The 26,509-nt window shown below is 40.1% G+C and carries 15 protein-coding genes; 2 read left to right on the top strand and 13 right to left on the bottom strand.

Annotation, left to right across the window (positions count from 1 at the left end):
• Position 1: 1 nt before the first annotated feature.
• The gene (locus LPB89_RS19485) at positions 2–715 is read right to left on the bottom strand and encodes an ABC transporter ATP-binding protein (RefSeq protein ID WP_230703319.1); all 714 of its coding nucleotides are present in this window, start codon (positions 713–715) and stop codon (positions 2–4) included.
• A gap of 277 nt (positions 716–992) precedes the next feature.
• Here LPB89_RS19485 and LPB89_RS19490 point away from each other — a divergent pair, with 277 nt between their 5' ends.
• Both LPB89_RS19490 and LPB89_RS19495 read left to right on the top strand, forming a co-directional pair.
• Positions 993–2,342 carry a sigma-54 dependent transcriptional regulator gene (locus LPB89_RS19490; RefSeq protein WP_230703320.1) on the top strand — a complete coding sequence of 450 codons (1,350 nt, stop codon included), beginning with the start codon at positions 993–995 and terminating at the stop codon, positions 2,340–2,342.
• A gap of 1 nt (position 2,343) precedes the next feature.
• Entirely contained in the window at positions 2,344–3,672 is a 1,329-nt protein-coding gene (locus LPB89_RS19495) for a PAS domain-containing sensor histidine kinase (RefSeq protein ID WP_230703321.1), read from the top strand.
• Between the two features lie 195 nt (positions 3,673–3,867).
• Here LPB89_RS19495 and LPB89_RS19500 read toward each other — a convergent pair whose 3' ends face one another.
• From LPB89_RS19500 to LPB89_RS19555, 12 genes are all read right to left on the bottom strand, one after another.
• Entirely contained in the window at positions 3,868–5,172 is a 1,305-nt protein-coding gene (locus LPB89_RS19500; protein WP_230703322.1) for an ATP-binding protein, read from the bottom strand.
• Between the two features lies 1 nt (position 5,173).
• On the bottom strand, positions 5,174–5,995 hold the full coding sequence (locus LPB89_RS19505) for a peptidoglycan-binding protein (protein WP_230703323.1): 822 nt from the start codon (positions 5,993–5,995) through the stop codon (positions 5,174–5,176).
• A 56-nt stretch (positions 5,996–6,051) separates the two neighbouring features.
• Entirely contained in the window at positions 6,052–6,750 is a 699-nt protein-coding gene (locus tag LPB89_RS19510) for a hypothetical protein (protein WP_230703324.1), read from the bottom strand.
• On the bottom strand, positions 6,750–10,967 hold the full coding sequence (locus LPB89_RS19515) for a DUF4157 domain-containing protein (RefSeq protein WP_230703325.1): 4,218 nt from the start codon (positions 10,965–10,967) through the stop codon (positions 6,750–6,752). The genes LPB89_RS19510 and LPB89_RS19515 overlap by 1 nt, the downstream gene beginning before the upstream one ends.
• A gap of 12 nt (positions 10,968–10,979) precedes the next feature.
• The gene (locus tag LPB89_RS19520) at positions 10,980–11,624 is read right to left on the bottom strand and encodes a hypothetical protein (protein WP_230703326.1); all 645 of its coding nucleotides are present in this window, start codon (positions 11,622–11,624) and stop codon (positions 10,980–10,982) included.
• A 10-nt stretch (positions 11,625–11,634) separates the two neighbouring features.
• Positions 11,635–13,884, bottom strand: a complete 2,250-nt coding sequence (locus tag LPB89_RS19525; RefSeq protein WP_230703327.1) for a DUF4157 domain-containing protein — start codon at positions 13,882–13,884, stop codon at positions 11,635–11,637.
• Positions 13,885–13,955: 71 nt separating this feature from the next.
• Positions 13,956–14,831: a DUF6734 family protein gene (locus tag LPB89_RS19530; RefSeq protein ID WP_230703328.1), complete on the bottom strand. Its 876-nt coding sequence runs from the start codon at positions 14,829–14,831 to the stop codon at positions 13,956–13,958.
• 4 nt (positions 14,832–14,835) lie between these two features.
• Positions 14,836–15,405 carry a hypothetical protein gene (locus tag LPB89_RS19535; protein ID WP_230703329.1) on the bottom strand — a complete coding sequence of 190 codons (570 nt, stop codon included), beginning with the start codon at positions 15,403–15,405 and terminating at the stop codon, positions 14,836–14,838.
• An 11-nt stretch (positions 15,406–15,416) separates the two neighbouring features.
• Positions 15,417–16,985, bottom strand: a complete 1,569-nt coding sequence (locus tag LPB89_RS19540) for a contractile injection system tape measure protein (RefSeq protein WP_230703330.1) — start codon at positions 16,983–16,985, stop codon at positions 15,417–15,419.
• A complete protein-coding gene (locus LPB89_RS19545) occupies positions 16,986–20,435 on the bottom strand; it encodes a hypothetical protein (RefSeq protein WP_230703331.1) in 3,450 nt (1,149 codons plus the stop codon).
• 12 nt (positions 20,436–20,447) lie between these two features.
• A complete protein-coding gene (locus LPB89_RS19550; protein ID WP_230703332.1) occupies positions 20,448–23,150 on the bottom strand; it encodes a hypothetical protein in 2,703 nt (900 codons plus the stop codon).
• Positions 23,138–26,455: a baseplate J/gp47 family protein gene (locus LPB89_RS19555; protein WP_230703333.1), complete on the bottom strand. Its 3,318-nt coding sequence runs from the start codon at positions 26,453–26,455 to the stop codon at positions 23,138–23,140. The genes LPB89_RS19550 and LPB89_RS19555 overlap by 13 nt, the downstream gene beginning before the upstream one ends.
• Between the last annotated feature and the right edge of the window lie 54 nt (positions 26,456–26,509).

Raw genomic sequence — 26,509 nt, forward strand, 5'->3', positions numbered from 1 at the left:
TCTAGTGGTTAGAATTGGTTACTAAAACATCTACATTTCTATGGTTCAGTTTTTCAGAAAGGATAATTCCGTCTTTCATCAAAATTGTTTTTTGCGAAAACGAAGCATCATAATCAGAATGAGTCACCATGAGGATTGTAGCCCCGTTGGCATGCAGGTTCGTTAGCAATTCCATTACCTCGTTTCCGTTTTTACTGTCCAGGTTTCCGGTAGGCTCATCGGCAAGAATTATTTTTGGGTCGTTGATCAGGGCTCTTGCCACTGCGACACGCTGTTGCTGTCCTCCCGAAAGTTGCTGCGGATAGTGTTTCAGACGGTGTGCAATATTTAGTTTGGCGGCAATTTCGTGCACTTTTGTTTTTCTCGCAGAAGAAGGAACATTATTGTAAATCAGCGGCAATTCGATATTGTCATACACCGATAATTCATCAATCAGATTGAAATTCTGAAAAATAAACCCAATGTTCTCTTTTCTGGCTTTTGATTTCAATTTTTCTTTTAGTCCGATCATTTCCTCTCCAAGCAAGAGATAACTGCCGCCCGAGGCACTGTCAAGTAATCCGATAATATTTAGTAAAGTAGATTTTCCACTTCCGGACGGACCCATAATCGAGACAAAATCGCCCTGATTAATCGTTAATGAAATTTCTGCTAATGCGTTGGTTTCGATTTCTTCCGTTCTGAAAATTTTTGAAAGTTTTTTAATAGTGATCATAATTGCTGTTTTTTGACTGGATTGATTTCATAATAATTTTAGTTTTCGAAGTAAAAGAACCATAGCTGAAAATTAAGATAATTAACCCTGTTTTTAAGCTATTTATTTTGTTATTTTTACTTTCGAAAGCGGTTAATAAGTAATGATTTACCAGCTCTGATGTGATTTTCGTGCCACAAATTTAAATATCGTAACTGCTTTATTTTTAATATTTTATCATTTAAAAAAAAGAGCCACTGTCCATAATTGAACACCTTTCGTCCAAAACCGAACAATAATGAAAAAGACCAGCGCATCAATATTAATCATAGACGATCAGGAAGACATCCTTTTTGCATCGAAATTGTATCTGAAAAAGTATTTTGACACCATTTATACCCTTAATAATCCCAAAAATATAGTCGAATTACTGGCTAAAAATACAATTGATGTGATATTGCTCGATATGAATTACAGGATCGGTTTTGAAGACGGAAAAGAAGGTTTGTATTTGCTGAAGGAAATAAAAACACTCTCGCCAAAAACAGTTGTTATTTTAATGACTGCTTTCGGCAAAGTCGAAACTGCCGTTGAAGGCCTGAAAAATGGTGCCTTTGATTATATTTTAAAACCCTGGGAGAATATAAAATTACTGGAATCGGTAAAACAAGCTGTTGATAAGAGCTGGAGGGAGCAGAAGAAAAACAGGAATGTAGAAATTAAGGACGAGTTTTTTATTGGTAATTCTCCCGTTATAAAAAAAGCTTATTCCCTGGCGGACAAAGTAGCCAAAACAGATGCCAACGTTTTAATACTGGGCGAAAACGGAACCGGAAAATTTGTACTGGCGCACCATATTTACAGTCAGTCAGAGCGAAAAGGCCAGCCCTTTATTGCCGTTGATTTGGGATCTTTAAATGCCAATATTTTCGAAAGCGAATTGTTCGGTTATGCGAAAGGTGCTTTTACAGATGCCAAAACCGATACGCCGGGACGTTTTGAAATGGCGCAGAACGGCACTATTTTTTTGGATGAAATCGGGAATGTTCCGCTACATCTGCAATCCAAACTGCTGCAGGTAATTCAAAGTAAAACAGTGACCAGACTGGGCGAATCAAAACCAAGGTCTTTGAATGTCCGAATCATTACCGCAACAAATTTAAACCTGAAACTGGAAGTGGCGGATAAAAATTTCAGGGAAGATTTGTATTACCGCATCAATACGATGGAAATTGTCCTGCCTCCGTTGCGCGAGCGACACGAAGATAAAATCCCATTAGCGGAATATCTTCTTGAAAAAATGATCGAAAAATACGGAAGGCACGAAATTACTTTTGCGAATAAAGTACGCGAACAAATTGAAAAGCACGCCTGGAACGGAAACATCCGTGAAATGGAAAACAAAATAGAACGGGCGGTTATTCTTTGTGAAAACAATATCATTACCGTTTCTGACCTGGATTTGGATCTGATAACGGAATATGAAGAAAATCCCGATGACATTCAGCTTTCGACTGTCGAAAAAGCAACCGTCGAAAGAGCGCTATTAAAAAACAACAATAATATCAGCAAAACGGCCGAAGAGCTGGGGCTGTCAAGGGGGGCTTTGTACCGTCGTTTAGAGAAATATAACATCAGCACAAACTAATATGCTTAAATCATTAAAAACATACAACCTTATTTTTCTGAGACTGCTTCTGATTCTGGCCGGGATTGAATTTTCTATTTACCTGCACAAAATCAAGTTTGTTTTTGCACCAGTTTTCGGTTTTCTGATTGTATTCTTTCTGGTTGTTGAATTGTATTTTTACATCAAAAGTGTCATTTTGGTTTATGACAAAACTATTTCTTCGATCATACAAAATGATTTTTCTTCAGATTTTTCTAAATACCAATCCAATCAGAATGATCTGTTTAAGCTCTATGACATCTTAAAGAGCAAACAGAACGAACAGGTTTCGAGAGATATTATTTATACTTCGATTTTAAACAATATCGAAACCGGAATTGTTATCCTGAAAAAGGAAGATGATGAATGGAATGTTTTTTTAATGAACGATTATTTCTCGAAGCATTTTGATGTCCCAAAAGTTTCGAAGTGGAAGTTGCTTAAAAGCCAGCTTCCGTCCTTGTGTAAAGTTATCGAAGAACAGGAATTTCAGGAAATTAAAACATCACTAGAAATCCGTGTCAATGAGGGCAATGCGCAGACATTTGTCATGCAGACTTCAAGAACAGAAATCTGCGAATTGGATTATTTTATTGTTTTGCTCGATTCCATTCAGAATGTGGTAGAGAAAAAAGAAAAAGGAGCCTGGGTCAATCTGATGAAGGTAATCTCACATGAGCTTTTAAATTCCATCACACCGATCCGTTCTATTTCCCAAAACCTGCAGGAACTTGTAGAGCAGGATTCCATTTCATCTGATGATCTCGAAGACATCAAAGAAGGTGTCGGAACAATGCTGAGACGAAGTGATCTCTTGCAGAAATTTGTAGAAGGGTACCGAAAATTAGCCATGCTGCCTTCTCCAAAAAAAGAAGAAATACAGCTCAGGAAACTCATTGAAAACTGTTTTCAGGTAATGAATCCCTTATTTAAAAATAAACAGATAGAGGTCCTTACTACCATTTCATTTGATTATATACTTCTGGTGGACCATCAGCAAATCGAGCAGGTGCTGATTAATCTTTTAACCAATTCCATGCATGCTTTGGAAGACCGGGAAAACAAACAGATTGTAATTGCTGGTGAAGTCAAAGAAAACAGGTTATTCATAAAAATTACCGACAACGGAAACGGGATTGACCGTGAGATCGAAAACAAAATATTCCTTCCGTTTTTTACGACGCGAAAAGAAGGAGCAGGGATTGGCTTAACACTGTCTAAAAGTATTATTGAAGCGCATGGCGGTTATCTGGATTTTAGGAATCAGGAGGATAAAACCACTTTTGTGATTTGTCTGATTGAGGGCTGATTTTGTCGGGTAACCCAAAATCTAACAATACCGTCTTTCATCTCGGCGAAGGAGAAATCACACTAGAAACTCCGCACCTAAATTCGCCAGTCTTTGTCGAATTACGAATGCAATTTACTTCGTCTGTTCGCTAGCGCCCGGGTCTCCTTACGTCAAAATGACAATCTCGCCAAACCAAAACACAATAGTCTTCATTTACATCATCTTCCCTTCTTTCGCATATTCTTTTTTAATGCCCTGAACAAGGTGGTGCAGGTGAATACTTTTGTTTTCGTCTTCCAGTGTTCTCAGGCAGGCATACTGAATGATGTTGACGATATTGGCGCCGGTTATGTCGTATTTTTTGGAGAGCTCATTAAGATTGACATCTTCGGCAATTTTGATTCCTTTGGGCAGGTTATTTTCCCAAAGCTGTAAACGTTCACCATACGAAGGCACTTCAAACTCAATGATAGACTGAAATCTTCTGGTGAAAGCTGTATCAATATTCGTTTTAAAATTCGAGGCCAGAATAACCAGTCCCGGATGGTTTTCGATACGCTGCAGCAAATACGAAACTTCCTGATTGGCGTATTTATCGTGTGCATCCCTGACATTGGTTCTTTTTCCGAAAACGGCATCGGCTTCATCAAAAAAGAGAATCCAGTCTTTGTCGGCCGCTTTGTCAAAAAGGGAAGAAAGGTTTTTTTCGGTTTCCCCAATGTATTTCGAAATCACCATAGACAAATCAATTCGGTATACATCTCTTTTGGTATATTTCCCCAGCAGGGAAGCCGTAAGTGTTTTTCCGGTTCCGGGTGCGCCGTAAAACATGACCCTGAAGCCCGGTTTGATCTTGGCTTTCATGTCCCATTCGTGAAGCAGAATCTCGTTGAATTTCAGCCAGGTTTCTATTTCTTTGATGTAATTTAACGTGGTCGTATTGAGCACCAAATCGTCCCATTCGAGTGAGGTTTCTATGAGTTGTGCCGGAAAAACACTGCTGAGCTGCGGTTTTAGAATTTTTCCCGTAATGAATTTCTCGATGTATTCGTCTTCCAAAATCAGTAAACCACTCAGTTTCGGTTCTCCATTGGGAACGGAATCTATTTTGATGATCCCTTTTCGGTAAAGAAAAGACTGATTGTGCAGGTAATTATAGAACAAAATCCGGTTGTCGAGATCATTTCCGCCCACTAGAAACTGAGCTGTTTCACCGGTTGGCAAAATGCCGCGGTGGTTCTTCGTTTTAATGCCGCCAAACTCGGGTAATTCGCCGCCATTGGGTAAATATTCGGCAATAATCGAACTCAGGAAATCAGGTTTGACATGCGGAGCCAAAGCCAGTGCCACTAAAAGAATATCGATTTCCGACAACTCATTTTCGATAATAAATTCGTGGATAAACCCCGTGGAATCCATTTGATTGAGAACTGGTTTTTCCATAGCGTTTTCGACCTGAAAAAGGGTGTCAAGCTGAAATACGAATTGGTTTTTTAAATAAGTGAATACATTTTCCATTTTATGCTACTAAGGATTCAATTGAAAAAAAATCTATTTTGGATTGTTTATAATTCCTGATTCTGTTCATGACGGCGTTTCCGTTATGAGAACCATCAGAATTGGTATTGCCTTCAATGGTCTCAATCAGATCTCCGTGAACTGCAGTTACAATTCCGGTATGAAACCAGTCGTTTGTTGTTTTCTGAATCAGAAATATATCTCCGGGTTTTATGAGAGCCGGATTCGCTCTAGCCGCCTGATAACGCGTCAGGATTTTTTTCTGGATACCGGTTACGCCAACCGTATCACAGCTATATGTTAAAGGCATGAGTGTTTTGAAGTTTTTCCCCTGAACAGCGGCTGCCTGGTCAATTATCGCCTGAACAAAGCCCATACACCAAAACCAGTCGGTTCCTTCATGACCGTCCATATAGCTTCGCACCCAGGGTCCGGTATTGCTTTGGTTGTTGATGACGAGTTCGAAAGGATGATTTTTAAGATGGTTTTTCGCTGTACTCAAAATTAATTCTCTCAGATTATTACCGGGTACAGGATCTTCGAAAGCTTTCTTAAGAGGAGCTGTCAGCGCATCGAACACCTTTTGATCTACAGTTCCTGTTTGGGATAAGCCGTTGAATTTTTGAAAATTCAGCACTGCTTTTTCTGTTGCCGGTCCAAAATCACCATCGATGCCCGTTGCCGTTCCCGCGTTTGGATTTTGCATAGCAAATAAGTTAAGCCAGGACTGAATTTTTTCAATGTCTTTTTTATTATTATTTAGTCCTTTTCTTTGTTGTGCTGCTTTAATAAGGAGCTCTTTTTGGTAGAATGTTTTTTGCATGACAAAAGTTTTTTAAGGTTTTAAAAATTGGTTTTTAGTTACTTTCTTTAACAGTTTTATTTTATTCCCTTCACTTCATTCAGTTTGTTGATATGATAGGTAAAGTCTTGTTCCGGAAATAATTCAGGAAGTGCTCTTACGGCCAGTTCCATATCTTCCAGAGCAATTTTTTTATGTGGTATTTCCTGGTTCCAGTTGATATAAAAATATTGCCAGCCTTTTACCGCACAAGATTCGATCATAGCGTTGCCATACTCCTCAAAGGACATATCAAGTAAAGTGTACCAGTTCCGGTCAAAAAATGCAATTTGTGGCGGAAACTTTTTAGCGCCTCTTACAAAGCATCCATATCTCCAGTCGTCTCCCCATGCTTGTTTTTCAAACCAGTTCAGTTTTTCAAAATGTTTAAGATCATCAGGAACGACAGCATCGGGGGCCAGCGAAAAATCAATTTTCCAGAAAGTGGATGGATTTGAAAGCGCTTCAAAAATTCCATTGAAAAGAAACCCTCCGTATAAAAAATAGTTTTGGCTTTTACTTTTCCATTTAACGGAGAGACTTGAAAATTTAATAACAGCAGCATCTTTCGATTCCAGAGTGATTTTGCCAATTGTGGCTAAATCTTCAATAGCCCATTGCATACTTGAGCTGGATAGTTCCAGAAAATCTTTCCAGTCTGCTTCGTTAATTTCGATATTGGGATTTGTCTTTAAACCGTCACGAAATTTTTTGATATTTTGCATTAGTTTTTCCATTATGGTTGTATTTGAAGGGTTGAATTAGTACTCATATTACTGTTTATTAAGCTTACATTGTTTCGAATCGAATTCCATTTTCTTGATCCCTGAACAAATCCTTTTGAGGAATATAACAATTCGATTTTACTAACCAGATCCGCGACACTGCCAAATCGGCCATGTAGTCTTCTCGCTGCTATAATATCTTCAGCAAAATCTGAAGAGACCTTAAATTGTTCTACGATAGTTGGTCGCCCTAACTCATTTAAGTTGAAAGTAGCCCCGGCTGCCGTGAGCGGAGGGGCAGACTGCGTAAAAGGATAGTTCGTAACAGGGCCTTTGGTGTCTCCGGTATATTCGGCTACACTTACTGTTATGGTTTTAGCAAAATTTTCTGCGGCACCATTTGCAGGGTGATTTTCCCAGGTGGTTTCATAATATAATTTTTTACCTGCGGCAGTGGCTGTCTTTGCGAATCTTTCGGGCCCGGTTTCCATTAGCCCATTAATGGATTTAGAGATTATGGATAAATTCTGTGCAGCTCCTGTTCCGCCCAGTTCTTCACTTAACATATGACCTCTTACCCAGGAATCATGAACGAGGTTTAAAGCCTGAGCATGGCCCCATCCCGGTAATGCACCCGGGCCGCTTCCCGCATCTCTGTCACTGGTAAGCGGGTCGGCTAAGACATTTCCGGCGTTATACTTAATAACTGTTCGGGGTATCTTGGCTTTAGGGGTACTATGTGTGCCTGCTGTTAATTGTACATAATGATAATCCCAGGTACTTCCGCCATCTGTTACTGAGGAAATGTTTATAACGGATGCCTGATCACTGTTAACCTTATTTTTAATAGCCTGTGCTTCATCAGGGGTAACGACTCCCTCATCATTTTCTTTTTCAGTTTCGGTATCAATCTCCGCTAAAGCTCCGGCAACAGGACCTGCCGGTGTAGCGGCTTGCGGTTCACTTCTTCCCATAAGGCGGTCTAACATGGCCATTCCGGTATCTACCGCTTTATTCACCAGCCACGTAAGGGCCTCATCTACCATTAGGCGAACCGAAACAATCATTTCGCCAACCCTGGCACCAATTCCGGAAAGTCCGACCTGATTGGCCAGGAACCCAATGACAATTGGCATGGCCTGACCCATGGTTCTTTCGAGATAATTGGCAGCGGTAGTTACATTTCCTTGGGCGATATCGGCCACACCGTTGACAAACGAATTGACCACTTCGAGCATTTCGCGCAGGTATTTTATAAAACTTTGAATCGCACTGTATAAAGCTATTGCCCCATTGATCACCGCCATAATTCCGGTTGGATCCAGCATACTTAGCAGTCGGGCGGTGATACGGTTTACGATGCGTTCCATGATAAAGTTTTTGACGGCATCAAGAACGGTATTCCATAAATTACTCAGCTGTTCCTGAATTTTATCCCAAATCGCTGCCATACCGCGCTCCTGAACATCTTTGATAAAAGTCCAGATGCCTTCGAGTGTGTTGATCATGCTGCGGATTTTAGCGACTCTTGCCGGGCCAATTCTAGGATGGGCAGCCAGTTTCTCCCATATTTTTTCCATTGATATGTCAAGGACTTCAAGTACCCATGAGATTACTCCTTTTAAAGTAAAATCGGTAAGCACAGGAATATTGGCATCTTTCAGTTCACTCATCAGCCAGCCGGTTACACCGTTAATTAAATGGGTCACAATGTTATCAAAGAACTGAACAAATCCCTGTTTGATGGCACGCAATATATTTTTAAGGAAACCGATCGGATCTTTTTTGATGTCGTCGATGGCCTGCATGGCTCGGGTTATAATGTTTCCGATGAGATCGAATGGGAAATTCATGATCTCGAGTATGGCCACAATGACAATTCGGACGATTTCTGCCACAAACGCGATAAGTCGTCCGATAGGTTCTCCGAATTTTTCAATAATACGGACAAAGGCATCAAGAGGATGAATTAGATCATCGATTGTAAACGAGTTCCACAGATCGGTAAAGAGCTGGATAATAGCCGCTGGTGTCATGTTTAAAGTAGCAACAGCCGCTTCAATTTCTCCTGTAATTCGGGCTATGGCACCCGTTTCCACCATTTGAGCGTACTGTTCTTCACCGCCGTCCATCAGGCTCATAAAACCTCTGATTAGATTTGGAACGGAGCGTTCAACAGTTTCGTTGGTGAAAGGATCCCGTCCTATAATTACTTTGATTAGAGAATAACCCCGTACGGTAGCCGCCTGTGAAGAAAGCCAGCCTAATAGTGACTCCTTAACCAGTTCCAATACTTTGAGTGCTACGCCTGAGGCAAAATCCCAGACTCTCTGCAGAAATCCTCCGGCCTGATCTGCCAGTGCCGAAAGATTATCGGCAATGTTGGCCAGATTCGAAGGCTGAATGGCATCCCACGCTGAAGTAATGAGTCCGCGGAGTTCGCCTAACAACGAAGTGAAAGTTCCTACCTGAGTGTCCAGCCAGTCGGCCGTTTTTTGTAGCGTGCCTTTTTCACGCATTTGTTCCAGCTCGGTTTGCTTGTCGATCAGAATTAAGAAATCTTCTAATATTTCGACAGTGGTCGCATTTACTGCCTCGTCTCTTAACGGATCGTATTTGATTATTTTTTTGATTAAGGACCAGGCCTTGTTTTCCGCCAGTATTGGTTCTGCCACATCAATCAGGGCTTCTTTGATCCAGGTGATGACCTGATCTACCGTAGCACTTACAAAAGAAGTTATTCTGTGTACTAATTCGTTGAATTTTTCAGTAACCAGATCAATGATATCGGTATATGGGAAGGATACTTTATCCCAAACATCTTCCACCATATCCATAATACTGTCGATTGTTAATCCGAGTTCGCCCAGTTTTCCTTCTACCCAGTCGAAAACTTTTTGCAGTATTCCGTATTCCTGAAGTTTATCGAATATGGCTGTTCCAAAAGGCACAAGTCCCATTAATCCTTCTACCAGGTTAATAGGGGTTCGCTCTACATCCACCTCCCTTAAAGGATCATAACCGATAATAACGGTAAAAAGCGTATAGCCGGGAATGTGGCGCGCTTCATTGATGATCCAGTCGGGAACTAAATCCAGGAACGAACCCTGAATCATTTCGGGAGCAGGGGAGATTGGCTCCGGTTTTTTTCTGATGGCTGCCCCTTGCTGAACCGTATGGGTTAATTCGTGTGCGAGCAGGTGTTTGCCCGACTGCGAGTTTGGATTGTATTTTCCTTCGTTAAAATAAATATTGTTTCCGGTGGCAAAAGCCTGAGCGCCCAATTGTTTATTCATCTGGACAGCGGCTGAATCATTGTGTATGCGGACATTGCTGAAATCCGCCCCAATACCGGATTCCATTTCGGTTTTTACTTTTCCGGACAGGGGAGAACCGCCGCCTTTACTACTGTTTAAAGTGCTTTCAAGAGTAGAGCTGTCAGAAGGGTTCGCATCTGCACCGGCACTCATCTGCAGTTCTTTTTCGTCGTCTTTGGCCTGGATTTCCTCTTCTTCTTTGGCCTGGATTTCTTTCTCCGTTTTTGGCTGAATAACTGTTTTAGCCGCTACAGTAGCAGGGCTGTTTTCTGCTTTTGGCTGTGCTGCCGGCGGAGTTACAGGCTCGACTAAAGGTTTTTTTTGTATTTCTGCCTTTTTTTCCTCTTTGGGCTTTTCGTCTTTTTTCTGAACCTCTTCTTCGGTTTTATTTTGGATTTCAGGTTTCAGTTCCACTTTTTTTACCGGAACCGTTTCTGTTTTTTTTACTTCTTTTTTGTTTGGCAGCGGTGCTTCTTTTTGCTGAACCTTATTTTCAGTTTTATTCTGAATTACTGTTTTTGGCTTGGAAAAGTCTTTATTGATTTCACGCTTTTCCGGTTTTTTAGCATCCAGTTTGTTCTGGATTGGATTCTCTTTTAACTGCGTAACCGGAGTGATGGTTTCGGCAACTGTTTTTTGCTGGATTTCCTGATTCTGGTCTTCTTGCTTTTGTACGTCTTCAGCCAGTTTCTTCTGCACTACGGATGAAGGCGAGAAGAAGGTTTCCGTATTTGTGGTTTTTTTGGCAGCGACTACATGGTCAGCTACCCTGTCGGCCTCGGCCTCATGTTTATCATTGGATTTTCCGATATTCAATTTTGCCTGTACCCCAAAAAAAGATTCCTGCCCCTTGTCCTGATGGGACGAGGAGTGCGAAGGACTTGCTTTTGTTTTTGATGTAAAGGCTGGCATTCGATATCAATTTTAAATTGGAATTATACTTGTTTTTGGAATTTCATTAATCCCCATCCTTTTAAATTCTAAAAAAGTTTGGATGTCCTGACTGGTCTCCGAATAGAAAACAATCCATAAACCTTCTTTAAAAACGGTTGTATTACTTAAAGACAAAACATACGGAACGGTGTTATTGACCTGAACTACGGCATAATCGTCTTTTTGTGTGTCAATCTTTTGTTTGATATTTGAAATCGATTTGTTACTATCCCGGTCTGTTTTACGTTTAAAGTCCAGTACCTCTTTTTTATCATGAAAAATAAGGACCAGAATTTTCTCTTTTAAAAGTTTGTTACTTTTACGATTGATAGAGACTTTTCTTAAACTCGGAAAAACTGCCAGTACACCTTCCACTCTCAAACATTTTGATACGGACGAATCTGCTGTTAATGCTAACGGGTTGGACTTGTTTGTATAAATAGTGTCACATCCTGCAAAGCAGCAACACAGCAAGCAAAAAACTATTGCAAATTCCAAAATTTTAAATTTCAAATTCCAATGAATGAGCTGGTTGAAAAACAGAAACTCCAAATTTTCAGATTCCAACTGATCGGCTTGTTTTAAAATTGGAACTTGGAATTTATTCTTATTGGAATTTCGAATTACTAATTTCATATGTTGTATTTTAAAATTTACCTGCCCTCATTTCATTAACAAAAGGCAGCAGTGCAGCCGCAGAAGCATGTCCGCCTCCGCCATTTAGTGCTTTGTAATAATCTTCGCAGATTGAAGCCTGTTGTTCTCTGTTGAATTCATTAAAATGGGCATGTTTAAAAGTTCCGTCGCTATTGATGTAATTGTATCCTTCACCGAAAGCCTGTGCATGTATCGCCTGCGCCATGTATACCGATCCTGCGTGCTCGTATTGTGCCACATGTGACAATTCGTGAACCATGGTTGCGGTGTCTTCTCCGGGTGCGGCATGAATGATGTGTGCTGTGGTTACGGCTCTGTAACCTCCTCCGGGAGAAAAATAACCGGAAATGAAAGCGACTAAGGAACCTTCATCAACATATACCTGATCATACGGAATCATTCCTGCGGGGTGTACCTGCAGCGAGGCGTTTCTTTCGACATCGGTTAGTTTTCGCATTCTAAAAATAAGGCCCCATATCAGCTGTAATATTTCAAAGATTCCAAGTAAATCGATAAGGTATAATAACAGTTTTCCTGCCCAGGTAAGTCCGCCTAAAATGCCGTCCCATATCCAGGAGGCAAAACCTTTTATGCCCTGCCATGCCCAGACTGCTGCACCAACGATACCGTTCCATCCCCATTGTGCAAAGCCGGAAATACCTTTCCCGAGCCAGCTCAGCGTTCCAGTCAGGGCATTCCAAAGTTTCGAAAGGCTTGGTGCCGTAACAAAATCCACTGCCCAGTCGTAGCCGGCAACGACGCCTTCCAAGATCCAGTTTGCGGCTCCGGAGATCCCGCTTCCCAACCAGCTAAAGACCCCTTTTACGCCTTCCCATAAATGCCCTGCGGCGGCACTCAGTCCGTCCCAGGCCCAGCCCAAGATGCCGGTAATTGCGTCCCAGCCGTGTACAATTAATCTCCATAATCGGGATGGAATATTAGAAATGAAGGACCATATATTGTTGCCCAAAAGACATAGTTTTTCCCATAAAACGGTACCAATCACTTTAATGATGTCCCAGGCTTTATTTCCAAACCACTTAATACCGTCCCAGACATATGAGGCGGCACCGGATAACCAATTGAGAGCATCGCTTCCTAATGATTTCATGCCATCCCAGACAGCAGTCGCCTGATCTCCGAGGTAAGTAGTAGCTGTATCCCAGGCCGCGCTTACGTCACTGGCAAAACCAGAGACCGCCTCGGTAACGGCTCCGGTTGCGGAATTCCAGCCCTCACTTACGGTATCGGCAAAACCGGAAGCCACATCAGAGACTGCCCCCGTTGCCGCATCCCATCCGTCACTTACCGTATCTGTTGCACTGTCCCAGGCATCGCCAAGCCAGCTTCTTTGTACCGGAGTGTTTTCTTTCTTTTGAACATTAGAACCCTGTTGTACGGTATGGGTAAGCTCATGGGCGAGTAAATGTTTGCCTTGCTTGCTGTCGGCATCATATTTTCCGGAATTAAAATAAATATCATTCCCGTTCGTAAAGGCCTGAGCGCCGAGATCCTGACTCATTTGCATGGCATTGCTGTCGGTATGAATGCGAACCTGACTGAAGTCGGTTCCGAAACCGGATTCCATTTCGCTTTTCACTCCTTTAGAAAGAGGTGATCCACCGCCTTTACTGCTTTTTAGATTGCTTTCTAATTTAGCATCGTTTGCAGTCGACTCGTTATTGTTTGATTTTTTCTGAACGGGCTTCTTTTTATCGTCTTCTTTTTCTTTGCCTTTTTTCTGTATCTTTTTATCTTCGTCTTTGTCTGCTTTTTTTTGTATTTTCTTTTTATCGTCTTCTTTTTCCTTCCCTTTTTTTTGTACTTTTTTATCTTCGTCCTTATCGGCCTTTTTTTGAATTTTCTTTTTATCGTCCTCTTTTTCCTTGCCCTTTTTTTGAATTTTTTTGTCCTTTTCTTTAGCTGTCTTTTTTTGGATTTTCTTTTTGTCTTCTTCTTTTTCCTTGCCTTTTTTCTGTACTGGTTTCTCTTGTTCTAAATCCTGTTTCTGAACGGTGGATATGGTTTCGGAAATTGGTTTTCTCTGCACGTTTTCTTCTGCTTTGGACTGCAGTAATCCGCCGCCTTTTTGTTTGTTCACTACTTTATCGGCAACAGTATCTGCTTCTACTTCGTATTTGTCCCCCACGGTACCGGTCGTTATTTTTTTTTGGATTTTTGGTCCAAAAAAAGGAGAAGAGGAGTGATTGTCCGGTTTTTTATTTTCTAAAGTTCTCATCACTTTATGGTTTTACTATTTGAAACAAATACTTATTTTTAAATCCCAACTGGATTTATTTTCGTGAAACACTAAGCTACCAGGGTTTTAGCGTTAGCCTCTTCTTTCGGTATGATCTGATGTTTTTCTAATTCGATCTTTATTTGCGCATACCAGTACGGAAATATTTTAAACAGTCTGTGTTCGATTTCGTCGGTAATGTCTTTTTTGTATTTTTTAATACCGAAGAGATGACTGTAGCCCATTTCAGTGGCATAGATGCTTTGTTCTGCTATATTTTTTCCTTTCAGCAGCAGTGTTGGTGTAATGTTATTATAATCTAATATTGAGGCCAGGTTGTATTGTTCGATGACAATGCAGGGTTCGAATCCCTGTTGTTTTAACGGGGCAAATTCTTCCCGGTGTGCCGTATAAATTTTCTCCATATCGTAGTAGGCGCTTACAAATTTCCTGCAAAGCGTAAGATCATTAAACCCCAGTATCCCACAACTGTACGAATGCCCGAGATTGGAATGCCAATACGGCAAATGGGCAGTATACTGGTTGAAAAAATCAATTTGTTTCTTATAATGCATTTCATAGCCGCATTCTTTTCGTTCGAGAATAATGCTGTCGAAGCTAAAATTGATTTTTCTTTTTATAAACACATCAGTATCCAGATGAACAAATGGTTTTGTTTGTTTTTCAATCGCATGAATTTTGGACTTCATCCAGAGTTCCTTGTTTTTTTCATTAGTCACTTTTGTAACCCTGCAGGGCAGCATGTATAAAAATTTATAAGCCGTTTCATCTGCATAAAGTTCAATGTCTTTGTACCAAAGGTGACTGTATAAAATACTCAGGGCAGTCATATAGATCGTTTCCTTGAGTTTATTGCCCATCTGCCAACGGTTATTGATTAGCGGAAAAGCATCCAGGCTGTATATAATTCTTGGTTCTTCAGTCATACCATTATTTTTTAAGTGTTTGAAGCAGTTGTCTTTCTTCTAAGTAGCATACATTGTTGTATAATGATGCCTTTTTACTGTGTTTGTAAAGTCTTTTCCACTCATACTTATGACCCATTGCCGCTGAGGTTACTTCCGGTAACTGGGTGTTATGAAATTCTTTCATCTCATTAAAAGTGGCATGCCAGACCATTCTGCCAAGCAAGGGGGACTGGGTGAGTTGTATTTTGGAGAAAATTCTTTTGTAATAATCCGTGTGCACATTTTTATTATTGACAAAGAATTCCGAGACCAAAACTTCCCCGACATTTATATTGTAAAACCGGCTGAAATACCGCGTTATTCCATCCTGTTCTTCAATCGGCAACAGGTCTTCTTCATTTTCATAAATAATATCAATATCATTTACGGGCATATCATAATAACTGCGGAGATTGATATAATCTGCAATTCCGCCTACAAACGCAATTTTTGACAAATCGAGTTTGTCAAAAATATTTTGAAGCGCTTGCTGCTGCTCATAGAAAATGTTTTTTTCATCTTCCTTCAGGAATGTTTTTTCTTCAGTTTCCATATTTTTTTAAATTACCAGTCGACAAAAATTACTTTGTTTTTCCAGGCCAGTTTTACGATTCCTATATTCCAGGTAATCTTATCCAGCAAGATGTCCTGTGTTTTGCGTTCTACAAGGACTTTCGGATGATCTCCGGTCAGGATTATTTTTCCGGGTCTTTGTAAATATTCATTTTGCAGCAAGGCGACAGAAGAGTTCTTCATAACCGGCCAGTGGTCCAAAGCTGCCCGAAGCATTTCAGTGCTGTGTTTTTTGAATTCTTCTGACAGTATGATGTTTCGGTTAATGGTTTGGTTAAGCGGAATGTTGCACAGTAATTTTTCGAACAGCATTTCATTTTCATAATCCTGCTCTTTTGCTGTGGCGGTATAGTGTAAAAGGTGTGCCGCAACTTCCGGATCTTTTATCGTATTGTCTTTATTCAGTAATCCGCAATTCAGGAAAAGCTGTTTCAGGAAAGGATGTATCAGTATCAGTCCGGCATTGTTTGCGTAATGATTGGCCGGAACCTCAGCAATTTCTTCCTTTAGAAATAAAGACGATTCGAGAATTTCAGCCTCTTTGGTTTCGTCACGATTTAAAACAGGGTTCACTACTGCAACCTTATTTTCGGAGGCCGGTGTGTCAACCGTTTTAGAGCCGGACGGTACCGCTGTGGTATTGCTGTTTTTTTGCAGTAGCTCCAGATTTTTTTGTTCCAGCATCGTGATAAGTGTCAGGACTTCAGGAGCAAGATTACTCAGTACCTCCAAAACGGATCTGTCTGTGATTTGCTTATTGAGCTGTTCTACAACTAATTTTGCGTCGAATTTTCGAACCGCATCAAAAGAAGCCATCAGGAAAACGAATTTCTCTTTTACGATACTTTCGTGGTGCTTTAATAGTATTGACAGGACAATATCCCAAATTAGATTTCGCTGATGCAATCCTGTCGTAGATTGTGAAAGAACAGCCGTCATATTGGCTTTAATCCTTTCGATATTTTTCGATGTCGTTTCTTCAGCAGCTAATTCTGAAAGGAAAGTATTTTTTAGAATAGTGTAAATCTGATCATCTGATAATTGTTTGATAAAGCGGATTCTGATGGCACGGCTCTCTAATGCATTTCGTAATTTAAAGCCAAAAGCTTTGTCTTCGATCATTTTTTCAAATGAATCTTCTGCGGTTGCGTAAGGTCTGCTTCCTGAATCAGACCATGAATGGGTTCCGGTTTCTAAAAAACTGAAGAACGCATTCAGGTCTTTTTCCTTATTCTTAACGAGTTTATACTGTTCCGTATCAGGAAAACCCTGTTCCATTTGTTTCCCGATTTGTTTCCGGAACTGATCCATAATTTCAATCTTCAGGCTATTAAAATCAAGATCATGCGCTACCGCAAGATCCATGTTTAATTTTTCGATCTGGATACTATGCAAGGGCATTTTTTTATCGAGCGTATCAAAATACGTTTCTAAAAGCGGAAATAATTCTTCTTTCAGAAACGTGTCCAGATGGTCTTTGAGGAAATACGCATTTTCTTTGGAAGGCGTATTCACCTCAACAAATAGCTTATTGATACTATGTCTTTCGGAAACCTGCATTTAGGCTAAATTTTCTAATTGTAATTTGATTCCATTTAAAATAAATTTCAATCCTTTAAAAGACAGGGCCATATCTTCAAGGAATTTTTTTAGTGTTCCTTTAGGATCCGTATTGTATTTTATTTCTACAAAGCCTTTTAGCAGTGCTTCAAAACGGGTTGAAATTGTCGTTATCTGTTTTTCAAATTCATTTAGGCTGTCTGGTTTCTGACATTTTAGAATATAATAAAACAGTGAAATATGGTTTTCAACAAGGAAACTCAGCACATTTTTCTCGCTGGCAGTTTTAGCATTTCTTACCGCTAATAATAAACTATCGTAAATAAGGGCCGTAAACATTTCTGCTAATTGATTATTGAATTTGCCTTCTACAAAACCATCCGCTCTTTTGTCAACGGTCATCAGCTGTTTTTCAATCTGGTCTGTCAGATCAATAGTTTCAGGACTAAAATTTTTAAATTCACGAAGCAGTTTTATTCTTGCTATTTCTTCTATTGTTTTTTGAGTAAACTCTTTTACGCTTTCAAGACACGGATTTGTTTCAACTTGTTCCTTAAGAATAATTTCTTTGGCATCTGTCCCTTCACCACATCTTTTATTCATTGCCGTAAGTGATACTGTGATAGATCCGCTGTCGTATTTGGAGACAGAGCGTATGATTGGGTCTTTGGATTCTGTTTCTATTACTTCTCCCGAAATGTCCCATCTGTAACTTTCTGCATCGGTAGAATTATTGGTAAGTATAAGATCATCTCCTTTTATCGCATAATTGAAGAGCGCAAACGGCGGATTCTGAAGGGTAATGACAAGATCTGTAGGTTTGCCATTTGCCAGTATCACGACTTTGTCTACTCCTTTAGGCACGTTGTTGCCGATGAAAATATATTGTCCTGCAGCATCCTGAGAAACACCATCTCCAGCCAGGATTATTTTTTTGGTTTTGGATTCAACGACCAAAATGTGCGGATTTTTATCGTTTCTGCAGATAGAGGTGCTGTCGGTGCTCACCTTTATGCCCGTGATTTCAAAAACTACGGAATGTTTTACAGTATAACTGCAATTTCCATTTTCGCCCACAACAGTTACAGGGAAAGTGAAACTCTCTTTAGCCGGCAATTCATATTTATAAATACGCTGCATTTTTGTTTCGTTGGTAATGACTCTTTCACTTCCGTCGCCAAAATCCCAGCTGTACTTCATACCTTCCTGATTTTCTCCGGTAATGGTAAAATCAGCCGTGACTTCATTTGTTTTATCTGATTTTGTGATTTCAATTGTAAAATCAAATTTTGGTTTTCTGAAGATGGTTACTTCACATTTTGTTTCAAAATTATTAACCGTAAAAGAGATGGGTTTCCCTATCAGTTCTTCGCTGACCAGTTTTGGATCAAAGACAAATTCGCCGTATTCATTGGTGGTAACGCCTCCATTTAAATCTTCGTCAATATCCGCTTTTACAAAACCACCGGTTGGGGTGACATGAAATAAATAATACGGGCTTGTTTCATCAAAACAGAGTTTGTTGACGGGTAAAGACAGCGTGATGAAGTTATCGTCGCAGCATAAATAAGGCAACGTAAAGTCGGCTACTATTGGATTCAGTACAATCGATTCGCCATTATCACCCTCTTTTTCAAAATCACCGGCCAGGGAGTTTCCGCGTGGAAATTCATACGGATATCCATACCCATAATAGTACGGATACTGGCTGTATTCTCCTTCGATATAGATCATGACAAAGGTGCCTCCGGGTGCTACACCGGCTTTATGCTCGTATCCATGGTTTTTGTTGAGGTAGTAAGAAGTGAAATTTTCCATTACTTCCTGTGCTTCGTAGGCATTTATGGCCAGTACAGCCACATTAAATCCCAGACCATTCTGGCGTCTGATGTCCTGAATGGTTTTTAGGGCCTCTTTGTAATTCTTGCCGTGATGCCCTTCAATTCTATAAAAATCATGGTCTGCCCTGATTTCCAGCGGACGTTTTGTATTTAAAAGGTTGTCGTGATAACTCCTGTTGCTGCGTTGTTTTCCTAAGGCTGTTTTTTCGTAGTCCCAAAGTTCAATAAGGTGATTCCCCACATTATTATAAAACGGAATCGCTTTTTTACCCAAAACGCCTAATTCGAAACTTGGTGTAATTTTTATGGCATTGTAATTAACATTATAATTAGCCAATAGTTGCACACAGCGTTTGATAAGGCTGTACAGTTGCTGTACGTCTGTATTTTTTCCGTAGCAGATTTTGATTTCCTTGCCTTCCAGATCGATGACAAATTCGGCTATCGTTTCTTCTGTACCAGAGTCGGTAAGCGGATCCAGTGGCAGGCAATCTTTGCACGTACTCAGGTTTTGACCCGTAAGCAAAGGCGATTTGTAAAAAGCGTGTCGGTATTCAAAGCAAGGCCCGGTTTTTAGTACTTCTCCAAGCATTAAGTGTTTGGGAAAAGACTTTATGTCCGGACAGCAAAATTCACCATCCATATTGGCTAGCAGGAGCTTTATCTCCTGGTACGTATCCATTAAATCGTTGAGCAGATCATATCGGTACTGAAAATCCGGAGGGACATTATTTTCGTTGAAACTGTATAATTCGTTCAGGTTTTTTTTAATGGAGGCCAGCATAACCGGCATCTGTAAACCGTTCAGCAGGATTTCAAAACCATCACGCAGTTTATTCACCACATTGTTTTTAAAGATACCATTGGTGAATTTCTTTTTTACTTCATAATAATTGATAAAGTTTTCCGGCTGCAGTACGATGCGGTTGGAAAGAATGTCGGGTAGTTTATGGTACAGGTTAGCAAAATTGGTGGCCGTAATAATTGTATCATTGCTGTTTATTTGTGCGGCCACAGCTTTACTCACCAATAGTGCTTTATGATTTCCAATAATTTCCAATCCCTGGTTATCACACGAAAGACTGACGCAGAGATCCAGGTCTTTTTCATACGATTCCAGATACAATAGTACTACAGCATCATTGACGTCCAGCCCTGTATTGTCTTTCAGGTATTGTATCGGGAAAGTATTGGCATTATCAAGCACCTGCTGTTCATAAGTCAGGAGTTCGAAGATTTCAAGCTGCTCACTGCCATTGTAAAAATACGGTTTGTAGGCTGCCTTTTTATTGTCGTGTATTTTATAATGCGTGTATTGTTTGCTTTCAAAATCAATAATTTTTCCACCATTCGGAATCGTATTATAGAGGTGAAAAAGATCACCATCAGTAGTTATTCCGCTGCCTTGTGTTATGGAGATGAGTTTTGCAGCCGGATCGTAAGAAACCTGGAAACCGCAAATGATTCCCACGCCACTAAGACCAATTCTGGAAATACGGTCCTGATCATCAAAATAATCTACAATCTCGTTAAGATGTCCTTCTGTAAGTACCTGGTTTTTTGTAAATTTTCGGTACAGCGTTGTTATGGTTGAAAGTTTTGCTAACATGTTGAATGGTATTTATAGTGATCCTAAATTTGTTTTTCCTAGTATTATTTTTTCGAATTGATTTTCATTTTCGTCGCTGCAATCAAATAGTCTTCCCGTAGGATATAAATTGCTGAGGTTGGATAGGGACTTAATAAAAGGTATAAGTTCTGTTTCCGGTTGTTCCTGGTTCAGTCCCGTTTTAGCAAACAAATAGGCTTTGTAAGTGTTTTCAAGCTGCAAAAGTTCATTTTCTGCCGGGTTTTCGATTTCATTTTTCCGATGTCCGATCCAGCAGATTTTTGCCAGTACGTGTGCCGGTAATTCTTCCTTGATTACTTTTTCCATATAATTCCTGAAATCGGTATTGGCAAAACGCAGGGTATATCCGGGCAATACAATGCTCACACGATAGGAGTAGGGATCGAGAGGTTCGCAGTTTTTGCACTCATCGGTACAAATCGGCAGAAACGTTTCCGGATTTACCGCAGTCAGATTCACATCGGGGCGAAGCATCATGTGTTCGACTATAAACATTCCTTCCTCTGTGAAAACTTCTTTCATGAAATAAATCAGGTCCAGAATAGACTGTTTTACTTCCTCCAGAGTGTCATAGTACGTATAGCGTTTTGCAATAATCCGGTCGGCATTGTCTTCGTCTTTTATTAACGGATTAATAATATCATACGAGTACTTACCGGAATCGGCCTGATGGATCTGAATGTTATCAATCACTTCAGGATCCGAAATTCCGTTTTTAAAGGCTTCTTCCACATTATATTCCCGCGTCTGGATAATTTGCAAAACGGCAAAATACAATTCCCTGTTGGCGGCTGAGGTATCGTAATACTCATCGGTGGCGGAGAGTATGATATTATCTTCCGTATCCCTGATTCTCCATCGGTATACCAGCTGATTGTCGGAATCGGTAAAATGGTATAAATCAACAAAAGAATCTGAAAGGTGTCTTCGGTTGTAATCTTTGATACCCAGCAGCCTGGAAATTCTCTTTTTTACGCCCGAAACATTATCGGTATCCCACAAATTACTATTCGGCTGCTTGTAATAATTAAAAGAGTTGCCGCGGTTTTTGCTTACGATTTTATAATCTTTCAGAAAGTCTTCTTTGGTTTTCAGCACCACTTCGTCAGTAGCCGTACCGTATATGCTTTTGTTGATGAAAACATATTCGGAAAAACGTTCTGCAAAACGGCCTAAAAGGTGGTCCAGAATATTATTTCTTCTGTCAATGTTATTGTCCAGTTGTTTAAAAAGTATTTCAGTCAGGTACTCATCATTGTTTTCAGGATAGTCGCTTACCAGTTCACTAAGGCCTTCGATATCTTTTATCGCCTGGGTAAAGAAGGTTTTGGTAAGATTACCGCTTACCGAAAGCATTTCATTCACCTGACCTAAATGTTTAAAATAGCTGCCCAAAATCTGATCAAAGAATAAGAGATAGCCTTTGAGTTGTTTCGCCTGAGATTTTCGGGCTACGCTGGCTCTTGAAGGCAGGCCATTTTCCCCAATCCCGTAGGTCTCCGGAAAATCGTTTTGTATGGTGGTGTAACTTTCTATGTCAAGATAATTCCCATTCGGCAGTTTCAGTTCTTTATTGTGGCCTGAAAAATCGGTGGCTTCATCTTTTGCCGCTTCAAACTCATCCAGATACAGCTGTACTTGCGTTTTGTTGATATTCAGCGGCAGCAGGCCTTTATTGTAATTGAAAACGCTTTTATAGCAAATAACCGGTTTTTGGTATTCTTTGAGACAGATTAGCCATTGATTGGCATCCGGTTCACCGTCACCGCAATTTCCCAGGGAGATGTCTTTGATGGTAATCACTCCGGGAACATTCATTATTAATTTTATAATATCGGATAATCGTACTTCACTGGTCAGTTCCGCTTCGATCAGCTCTTTGGTGTCTATGAAGCCATTTTCCAGAATGGGGCCGTCAAAAATTTCCAGGGAAGTATATCCCTTATCCATCATTTGCTGCACCGAATAAAAATTGACTGTTGTTGATAAATAACCATCCAGCGCCTGTAAGACAAGCGCATGCACCATCTCTTCATCGGCCTGGGTATCTACCTCAATGCTGGCACAGATTTTTATCGGATATTCATCCACTTTTATAATATTGATCAGGTCTTCACACAGATTCCTGTTGGCATGGTATTTTGCTCTGATTTTCTCTTTGACACTATTAATTTCAGAAGGCTTTTTGCTTTCAAAATCTACATAAAGGTCATATAATCCTTTAAGCTCAAACTGTTTTTTAAAGCCTCTCGGCACTTCAGTGAAATCCTTATAATCATAAGACAGCTTATCCTCTTTGCAATTGACATAGACCGTTTTTTTGTGTTTGGCCGGCCAGCAATTTTTAACACCGTCAATATCGATAAACAGTTTTCTGTAATCGAGAGCTGTTACCGGACTTGTCGGCAGTACTTCAGAGGCTTTAAAAAACTGCGAAGCAATGCCTTTGCTCTTTTGGTCGGAGGCCAGAATATTTTCGATCGGAAGATCCATTCGCATGCCAAGATCAGTTATGGCATAGCAAAGCATCTCCAGCATCGTGATACCCGGATCATGCGAGTTAAAATCAGTCCATAATCTGCCACCAAGCTGTTCGATATACGCAATACCTTTTTTTCTCAGGTAAAAGAAATCCAGGTCGTCTTCGGTGGCGACTTTTTTCGGAATAGTGCTATGTGGATTTAGTATTGACATGTTTCTGGTGCTTGAATATTAGGATTTTTACAAGTTTTTATATCGGTCGAAATAATATGGTTTTTTACCGATACAAGAATGCGTTTTGGGTTCGATGGCGACACTACGGGTAAAAATTCCAGTGCAGCCTGATAAGCGGGATCGTTTACATTTTCGGGTTCTGTGGGATCTTCCAGTTTAGCCATTTCCAGTTCGGCCAGATAGTCTACATAATATAATTTTTCGATATAGTCTATGACGGTGCTTCGGTGCAGCTCAATTCCGAAAAGAATGTCCTGAGAGGTGTCAAATGCCCACGGGGACAAGAATTTTGCAATATCCTCATTCAGTTGTTTTTTATAAAAATTCTCATCGTATTCCGCATAAAAACGGACACTTAATTTCACCACCACTTTTTCATACTCCGGATTAATGACCACTGCCTCTACATGCATGCTGTTCAGGTTACTGATGTAATTCTGAATTTTATTTAAGGTTGCCGTGCTCACTCGCGGCTCATAGATATCAAAGACATTTTTGTTTATAATATCCGGCACTACAATAAGGGTTACATCGCCGGGTGAAAGAAAGGAATTGGTTGCGTTATTGGTATGGTTCAGGCATTTTACGCGGAATACTTCCGGAAATTCCTGAAGGATCAAATGCTCATAATCCCAAAGTGTGATGGCCCTGTTTTTGTGGCGCAGGCGTTCGCTTACGCGTTTGTAATACGTATCATCCGACTCCTGCGGTTTTCCGTTAAAAGAATTAAAAGGCTGTGATACACTTTTAACTTGTGTTATTCTGGTAATAAGTTTCGAAATCGTTTCGGCAGGCAGTCCTTTTTCCAGATGCGACAATTCATTGTCATTGTCGAAAAATTCGGCGGTAACGACCTGTGTTTTTATATCGATTACTTTGCAGACTGCATCATAGGCCTTATGCATTTTTGCTTTGATCCAGATGAGGTTGTCCGGCAATAAAGTATTGGTTTTTGTAGCCTGTTTGGGAATACTAAATTTCAGGATACCTGACTTTAAAAAATTATCTATGGAATTTCCCAGAATATCATTCTCAAGATTTTTCCACTGGTTATCGCAAAGAACAAACCATTCTACTTTTTGTTTTCCCGTAAAGGATTCCGCCAGCGGATTCTCGCTTCCTTCCAGAATCTGAAACAATAAAGCCACCTGCTGTGAAGTTTCTGCTTCATCAAGGCCGATATAAAATTCGCCGCCATTACAATAATCAGGGACCAGACGGCTTGCAATTGTGCTATTGACATCAAGAACCGCTTTTTGTCTAGCCAGCTTTTTTAGATAAGAATGTTCTTCACTCTGGCCGAAAGGGGCTTCATGAAATAATTTTATTCGTTCTGTCCCGAATTGTTCCTCGGTTTCATTGGTGAAATTGGTGGTTTCCTCTGCTGTATAATTCAAACTGATCGATTCTGCAAAGGGCGTATACGCTTCATTTGGAATAAGCGTTTCCGGAATTTTGCTCATGATGGCGAGCGTATATATTTTGGGATATAAAGCATGCAGGAAGGACTGGTTTAAAGTCAGTCGGATGGGGCCGCTTTTATCCACATCATAAGTGTTTCCTGTCACGGAGAAAATGGTTTGATACAGCGCATCTTTCTTTGTAAACAACACTGTTTCTTTACTTTTTTCCTCCCAGTTTTCTTTATTTAATACAGAAACCGTCGCCTTAAAATAAGCATCTGACTCTACAATAAGATCTGATGTATTCGAATTCAGGACAAGCCTGCCTTTCTCCGGAGTAATCTCCACCACGTTATCTTTCGGTTGTGGATCTTCCGGCTGGTTGGCAGATAATTCCGTTACGATTTCTTCCATAAACATTCCCTGATAAAAAATGTTTTTGCTTATGGTCGTAAGGTATTTGCTTTTGTAAGCGTCATAATGGGTCTGGAAAGAAGTTGGCGTATTTTTCCAGTTGATTGTAATGTCAACATTTTTCCATTTTTTCGAAAAGATCTCGGGATAATTAATCAGAAAGGAGGAACCTTTAACGGGTTGTGTCGTAAAAGGGTAGAAGGGTTTAGTGGCGTTCAGCAGACCAGTGTCGCTTTCCAGTGCTAAAGATTTAACATCGTTTACGGCTACTTTTACGGTAATATCACTGATGGTTTTGGTCACTAAATTTCGGAATAAATAATGCCCTTTTTTATTTTCGGTATGAATTAAAAATCGGATGAGAGGCTGCGTCACGGCGAAAGATTCGCCCAGTATTTTCTGATTGTAATTGACAATAGCCGGAGTATCTTTCGGAACCTGAAAGACAAGTTTTAACTGATTTCCTGAAATAGCTGATGCAGCAGCTGCACCATTCAGTTTAAAATCGCCCAGCCATTCTTTTTCGCCGCTGCAAAAAATACTGATGTTATCGGTAAGGTCATTCACCGTAAAAGGTCCGGATTGAAAATTAAAGGCCTCCTTAAAAGTGATGGTGATATCAATATTTCTTTCTCCTTCCTGTAATTCCAATAGCGGGGAAGCGATGGCAAATCCGAGTTTGGCCGCTGGTAGTTCCGTATATTTTTCTTCGGCAGAGGTATAGCCGAAAGGCAGCCAGTATTGTGATCCCTCTTTGAGGCTTTCACCTTTTCCATCAAGCGAATTAGCCACATCACTGGATTTTATTTCACCTAATTTAATGTCGTTATATACACTTTTTAGTTGTGTAATCTGAGCTTTATTGGCGATTAGTTCTTCGGTGGTTTTATAAATAAGTTTGTTTCCTTCCGCATCTTTTCCGGCATCTAACTGCGTTTGTGGTGCAATTCGTTCTTCGGTACTTTTTTTGGCCAGTTCAAAAATAATATGCACTTTATCAGCTCTTGCCGGAAGTTTTTCGATTTGCAGGATGTCTTTATAAAAGAAATCGAGGTGTTTTTTTGTAATTGAATTGAAACGTGTTTTAGAGAATTCCAATAGCTTTAGAAAACATACAAAAAGCGTCATATGCGGAGTCAGCGTACCTTCAAATTCAATGTCTTTGAGTATTTTTGATATATTTTGTTTTAAGGCGGTGTAAGGTTTGTCTTTTCTGTACGGAATATCGTTTGGTAAACCAAAGTGGTTAAAAATCTCCTGCCAGTTACCGGATGCATTTTCGCTGTCGTTGGTTTCAAAGAAATTAACCTGTTTAGCGAAGTTATAGGTAAAGAGTAACCAGTCCTCCATATCAAAGTCGTGGAGCTCCAGATTGTCGGGATCGAGAATAGAATTCAGGCGATCGCCCTGGTCTGTACCATTTCTTTTAAATAATATATCGTTTGTATGGTCGCTGTTGTTACACATAATACTATTAAATATGAACCCCGAAGGGTATAATTCATTAAACGTTTCATTAAA

This window comes from Flavobacterium sp. ENC (assembly GCF_020991415.1).
Classification (GTDB): Bacteria; Bacteroidota; Bacteroidia; order Flavobacteriales; family Flavobacteriaceae; genus Flavobacterium.